The sequence below is a fragment of the Protofrankia sp. Cj5 genome (assembly GCF_917627405.1).
Lineage (GTDB): Bacteria > Actinomycetota > Actinomycetes > Frankiales > Frankiaceae > Protofrankia.
Genome location: NZ_CAKJTO010000114.1, coordinates 1,535 through 7,649, shown reverse-complemented (window position 1 = coordinate 7,649; position 6,115 = coordinate 1,535). Strand labels below are relative to the sequence as shown.

The 6,115-nt window shown below is 70.1% G+C and carries 5 protein-coding genes; 1 reads left to right on the top strand and 4 read right to left on the bottom strand.

Annotated features, from left to right (window positions below):
• Positions 1-79: 79 nt before the first annotated feature.
• From MJ777_RS19250 to pgsA, 4 genes are read right to left on the bottom strand one after another with little or no spacing between them, the layout of a single operon-like run.
• Positions 80-691, bottom strand: a complete 612-nt coding sequence (locus MJ777_RS19250; RefSeq protein ID WP_239311361.1) for a hypothetical protein — start codon at positions 689-691, stop codon at positions 80-82.
• A 36-nt stretch (positions 692-727) separates the two neighbouring features.
• Positions 728-1,885 carry a glycosyltransferase family 4 protein gene (locus MJ777_RS19245; RefSeq protein WP_239311366.1) on the bottom strand — a complete coding sequence of 386 codons (1,158 nt, stop codon included), beginning with the start codon at positions 1,883-1,885 and terminating at the stop codon, positions 728-730.
• Positions 1,882-2,889 carry a phosphatidylinositol mannoside acyltransferase gene (locus tag MJ777_RS19240; RefSeq protein WP_239377351.1) on the bottom strand — a complete coding sequence of 336 codons (1,008 nt, stop codon included), beginning with the start codon at positions 2,887-2,889 and terminating at the stop codon, positions 1,882-1,884. The genes MJ777_RS19245 and MJ777_RS19240 overlap by 4 nt, the downstream gene beginning before the upstream one ends.
• Before the next feature lie 40 nt (positions 2,890-2,929).
• Positions 2,930-3,607, bottom strand: a complete 678-nt coding sequence (gene pgsA / locus MJ777_RS19235) for a phosphatidylinositol phosphate synthase (protein WP_239347234.1) — start codon at positions 3,605-3,607, stop codon at positions 2,930-2,932.
• A 210-nt stretch (positions 3,608-3,817) separates the two neighbouring features.
• On the opposite strand from pgsA, the gene MJ777_RS19230 reads away from it, so the two are divergent.
• Positions 3,818-6,037 carry an elongation factor G-like protein EF-G2 gene (locus tag MJ777_RS19230; protein WP_239377348.1) on the top strand — a complete coding sequence of 740 codons (2,220 nt, stop codon included), beginning with the start codon at positions 3,818-3,820 and terminating at the stop codon, positions 6,035-6,037.
• Positions 6,038-6,115 lie beyond the last annotated feature (78 nt).

The window sequence follows — 6,115 nt, the reverse complement described above, 5'->3', positions numbered from 1 at the left end:
TCTTGCCGGGCGCTCTTAATGATCGCATATAGCTGACGGGACGCGGGCAGCCGCCGCTCATACCGTCCGGCGGCGACCGCTAAGGGGCAAATCCAGTCATATCACCATTCAACGTACCGTCACCGGTATTTTTCTCGTCACCGTCGTTCTTCCCGTCTCCGCCGCCCCGCGGCGGGAGGGCGTCGTCGATCTCGAAGTAGGCGGGCAGCTGCCCGCGCCCGGCCAGTCGCAGCACCCGGACCAGCCGCCTGCCCCGCAAGGCCCGTACATCACGAACCGCGTCGTTGTACAGCTGGCGGGCGAGGGCCACCCGCGCCGCGGCGACGTCCACCGCGTGCAGAGCGTCGGGCGCGCGATCGGCTGTCGCGGCGACAGCGGGTGACCGCAGTGCCCGGCTGAGATTGTTCTCCACCGCTTCGGCGTCGTCCAGCGGGCTGTCAGCGGCGAGGACCGCCTGGGCCGCCCGCGTCCGGGCGGCCGCCGCGCCCAGTTCCGTCAGCTCGCACTGCCGGGCGAGTTCCCCAGCCGCGGCTACCCGCAGCGCCAACTGGCTGGTCAGACCCGCACGGGCGTCGGTGACCCGGACAGCGAGACGGTCCAGACGGCTCGCGAGCCAGGTGAGGTAGGTGGCGATCAGAACAATGACCACGACCGTGAGGACGACTAGGAGCACCTCGCGCAGCGTAGTCAACGGCGAATGATCTCGCGCCGGGGGGCTTGACTCCGATCAAGCAGAATGGCGCATCGTTTCAGAATCAGGACTCACCGCCACCGACACGGGCACGTCACCGGCAACCATCTCATACACCCCGGCAATACGTTTCGCTATCGCCGGCCAGTCGTAGGCGGCCACCACCGCACGGCCCCGCTCGGCGAGGCGGTTGCGCTCAGCCTGATCGGCCAGCAGCTCGGCAAGCGTGTGGGCGAGCCCTGCCGCATCCCCAGCTGGGAACAGCCGGCCAGCCTGGCCGTCATCGAGAACGCGGCGGAAGGCGTCAATGTCGCTGGCCACCACCGGTGTGCCGGCGGCCATCGCCTCCAGCAGGACGATGCCGAAACTCTCCTGCCCGGTGTTCGGCGCGCAGTAGACCTCCCCGGAACGGAACACCCGGGGTTTGTCCGCGTCGGAGACCAGGCCGAGCAACCGCACCCGCTCCCGCAGGCCCGGGTCAACCCGATCGAGTACCGCCTCCCCGTCGCCTGGGCCAGCGACCAGCAGGCGCGCCTGCCCGCACCGCGCCACCAGGGCCGGCAACGCCGCCAGCAGCACGTCCAGGCCCTTGCGGGGCTCGTCGATACGCCCCAGGAAGACCACGGTCGCGTCACCCGGTGGACGGGTGGGCAGCGGCGTGGCGTCCCGGAAGGCGTCCACCGCCACACCGTTGGGAATGAGGAGCGCGTCCGCGCCGAGATGTTCGACGATCGTTCGCCTGGCCGCCTCGGACACCGCGATCCGCGCCCGGATCTTCTCCATCGAGGGCTGCAACGCGCCGTGAGCGGCCGTAAGAATCTTCGAACGCGGGTTGGACGTGTGGAACGTGGCGACAATGGGACCATCGGCAAGCATGCACGTGAGCAGGCTGACGCTGGGTGCCGTGGGCTCGTGGACGTGCAGCACGTCGAAATCGTGCTCCCGCAGCCACCTGCGCACGCGGGCCGCTGACACCGGCCCCATCAGCAGCCGGGCGACCGAGCCGTTGTAGGGCACCGGCACCGCGTGGCCCGCGTCCACGGCGTACGGCGGCAGGGTGCTCTCGTTGTTCACCGGAGTGATGACCGAGACGTCGTGGCCCAGGCTGATAAGGGTCTCGGCAAGGTCCCGCACGTGCACCTGCACCCCCCCGGGCACATCCCAGGTGTAGGGACACGCGAGACCGATCTTCATGTTCCCGCTCCGGTCGCCGCCGGGCCGGCCGATCCCGGCTTTCCCCCAGGCTCAGCCCGCTCAGCCCGCTCAGCCCGCTCAGCCCGCTCAGCCCGCTCAGCCCGCTCAGCCCGCTCGGACCGCTCGGCCGGCTCGGACCGCTCAGCCCGCTCAGCCGGCTCAGCCGGCTCGTCCCGCCAGATGCGCTGGAGCATGTGCCAGTCCTCGGGGTGGGCCGCGATGCCCTCGGCGAAGGCGTCCGCCAGCGCCTGTGTCATGCGCGGCACGTCGGTGTGCGGCACGGCCGGGTGGATGCGCACACCCCAGCCGGCCGGGTCGAACCAGAGGGTGGCCGGCAGCAGCGTCGCCCCGGTCCGCAGCGCGAGGGCGGCCGGCCCCGGCGGCATCGTGGCCGTCGCTCCGAAGAAGGTGACCGGAACGCCGTCCGCGGACAGATCGCGATCGGCCAGCAGGCACACCGTGCCACCCGCGTGCAGACGGTCCGCCAGCAGGTCAAAAGGTGGTTGCTCACCACCGGTGAGCGGGATGACCTCCATGCCGAGCGCGGAGCGGAACCGCACGAACCGATCGAACAGCGAGGCCGGTTCCACCCGCTCCGCGACCGTCGTGAACGGCTCCCCGTTCGCGGCAAGCCACGCGCCGGCATGTTCCCAGTTGCCCATGTGCGGCAGCGCGGCGATGGTGCCCTGGCCAGACGCCAGGGCCGCACGCAGCCGAGGCTCCGCCAGCATGCGCATGCCGTTGATGATCCGCTCACGCGGCATGTCCTGCAGGCGGAAGACCTCCAGCCAGTAGCGGGCGTAGGAACGCATCGCGGCCCGGGTGAGCTGGTCAAGGTCGGTGCCGGGCGGGACGGTTCGCGCCAGGTTTGACCGCAGCCGGCGGGCTCCCCGGCCGTCCCGGCGCACGGCGGCGTCGGCCGCCATGGCGAACGCCCGCGCGGCAGCGCGCTCGGGCAGCACACGCACGACCCGCCAGCCGGTCGCGTAGGCAAGGTCCGTCATCCGGGCACGGGCGATCGTCAACGCAGGCCGTCCCGTCACGTCAGTGGGCGCGCATGGCCGCGGACGGCCCGACCGGCGGCTGGGCCGCCCCCACGCCAGCGCCAGCGCCCTGATCGTGCCTCAGGTACTGCCGGCGGACGTAGATGATCCGCTGCACCACCGTCAGCACTGTGGCGGCAGCCAGGAACCACAGTGCGGCCGGCAGCAGATACGGCACGCCCAGGCCGTAGAGGCCAGCGGCGACCAGGACAACCAGGAGCCGCTCGCCGCGTTCGGCGAAGCCGACGTCGCAGCGCAGTCCCAGCCCTTCCGCCCGAGCCTTGACGTATGAGATGACCGAACCGGCGATCAGGCAGATCAGCGAGGCGACGCACAACGGCATCGAATCGCCGTCACCGGCATACCAGATGATCAGTGAACCGAAGATGGCACCGTCACCGATCCGGTCGGAGGTGGAATCCAGGAAGGCGCCCCAGCGCGAGGAGATCCCGCGGGCACGGGCGATGAGCCCGTCGATGAGATCGGAGAAGGCGAACAGCGCGATGACGACGGTGCCGACGAAGAAGACCCCACGGGTGAAGAAACCCAGCGCCCCACCGACCACGCCGATGGTGCCCACGATCGTCACGGCGTCTGGTGATACCCGCGACCGGGCCAACCGCTCACCCAGAGGATCAAGCACGCGCTGGATCTGCGGCCGTGCCTTGCTAGCGAGCATGTCCGTCCCGTCCCATACGTCCGCCACTGCTGGTTCACAGTACCGCCGGCACGGTCGGCAACCGTCACCTCATTCGGCCGACACGGGTTGTTCACACACCCGTCAAGGGGGAACCTGTTCCTGAAGGGCTTGGTAATCCGTTCAGCAGCCGTCCACTGGTTTCTCACCTTCCCACCCACCCAGTGGCCATGTCACACCGGGGAGGAGCGGGTGAAGCCAACAACGACACGCGAGGCCCGTCCCGATCATCGACACGACACCGGCGTACGCAACATCGTCCTTGTCGGTCACACCGGCGCGGGCAAGAGCGCACTCGCCGAGAACCTGCTGATCGCCGCGAACGGCGGCGGGGCAGCAGCCGGCCACGCCACCAGCACCCGACATACCGATCATGATGACGGTGAGAGCCGGCAGCGCACGATCAGCCTGACCGTGCTGTCCACGATGCATCGGGGGCTACGGATCAACCTGCTTGACACGCCGGGGCTCGCCGATTTCATCGGGGACCTGCGCGCCGGCCTGCGCGGGGCTGACGCGGCGCTGTTCGTGGTCAGCGCGCTCGACGGAGTCGACGGCTTCACGCGCCTGCTCTGGGACGAATGCGCCGCCGCCGCGATGCCCCGCGCGATCGCGATCACCAGGCTCGACCGCCCGCGGGCTGACTTCACCTCGGCCCTCATCAACTGCCAGGAGATGTTCGGCGCGGGTGTGCTCCCGCTCTACCTGCCGGTGGTGAGCCGGTCGCGGCCCACCGAGCCCACGCCGGACGGCCAGCGTCACCGGCTGGTGGACCTGCTGGCGCAGGCCGGCATCGACGACACCGACGGGGGCACAGACACGGACACGGACGGGGACGGGGACGGGGACGGGGACGGGGATGGTTGGCCCGGAAGGGCTGCCGCCGCCCGCAACGCTCTGATCGAAGGGATCATCGCCGAGAGCGAGGACGAGTCCCTGCTCGACCAGTACCTGGCCGGCACAGCGCTTCCGACGAAACTGCTGCTCGACGATTTGGAGACGGCGGTCGCCCGGGGGCGTTTCCATCCGGTCGTGGCGACGGCGGGGAGCGGGCCCGGCGCACCTGGCGTCACAGAACTGCTGGACCTCTTCACGCGGGCGTTCCCGTCCCCGTTCGAGCATCCCGTACCGGCTGCCAGCCGGCCGGACGGATCGTCCTGCCCGGTCCCGTCGGGCGGCCCTGACGGTCCGCTGGCGGCCGAGGTCATCAGGACAACGACCGACCCGTATGTCGGGCGCGTCTGCCTGGTCCGGGTGTTCTCCGGCACGCTGCGCCCGGACACACCCGTGCATGTCTGCGGGCACGGCCGGGCCGAACGGGGCCATCCCGACCACGACGAGGACATGAAGATCGGCGCAATCTCCCATCCCATGGGCCGATCCGCGCAGCAGTTCGTCGAGATGTGCCAGGCCGGCGATATCTGCGCCGTCTCCAAGCTCACAACCGCGGAAACCGGGGACACCCTGTCGAGCCCGGACGCTCCCATCCTGTTCGAGGCCTGGCGCATGCCCAAACCGCAGCTGCCCATGGCGATCCGCGCGCGGACGAAGAGCTCCGAGGACAAGCTGTCCACCGCGCTCGCCCAGATCAGCGCCGAGGACCCGAGCGTGACCGTGGAGCACAACGCGGAGACCGGACAGCTCGTCCTGTGGTGCATGGGCGAGGCCCACGGCGATATGATCATTGACCGGCTCGAGAACCGTTACGGCGTGGCAGTCGACCGGATGCCGATACGGGTGCCCATGCGGGAGACCCTGCGCGGACCAGCCCGGGGAACGGGCCGGCATGTCAAACAGTCCGGCGGCCATGGCCAGTATGCGATCTGTCATATCGAGGTGGAGCCGTTGGCGGCCGGTTCCGGGCGGGAGTTCTGTGACGAGGTGGTCGGTGGCGCTGTCCCGCGCCAGTTCGTCCCGTCCGTGGAGAAAGGCGTGTGGCGCCAGTTCGGCCTCGGGGTGGCCGCCGGCTTCCCGCTTGTCGACCTTCGGGTTCGCCTGGTGGACGGCAAGGCGCACTCCGTGGACTCCTCCGACGTCGCCTTCCAGGCCGCGGGTGCGCTGGCGTTGAAGGACGCCGCTCGGGCCGCCGGGATTCTGCTGCTCGAACCTGTGCTCTCCGTCTGCGTGCTCACGCCCGATGAGCATGTCGGCCCGGTCACCAGCGATCTGGCGGCACGACGTGGCCGGGTTGTCGGGATCGCGCCGGCCAGCGACACGGCGCAGGCCGGCGCCGGGGGCAGGAACCGTACGATGATCAGAGCCGAGGTGCCTGAGACGGAGATGCTCAGGTACGCCGTTGACATCCGTTCGCTGACCCAGGGCATCGGGACGTTCTCCCGGAGCCATCTGCGGTACGAACCGATGCCTGATCACCTCGCGGCCGAGTACCTCGCCGCCCGAGCGGCCGAGTGACCGTCCCCTGGTTGTCGGCCCGTGCTGGGGCCTCCACACCGGGCAGGCCGATCATCGGGCGCTCTTAGAGCGCCCGGC

Coding starts and splice junctions, on each gene's coding strand:
- MJ777_RS19245 (WP_239311366.1), bottom strand. CDS start 1,885: ATGAAGATCGGTCTCGCGTGTCCCTACACCTGGGATGTGCCCGGGGGG.
- MJ777_RS19240 (WP_239377351.1), bottom strand. CDS start 2,889: ATGACGGACCTTGCCTACGCGACCGGCTGGCGGGTCGTGCGTGTGCTG.
- pgsA (WP_239347234.1), bottom strand. CDS start 3,607: ATGCTCGCTAGCAAGGCACGGCCGCAGATCCAGCGCGTGCTTGATCCT.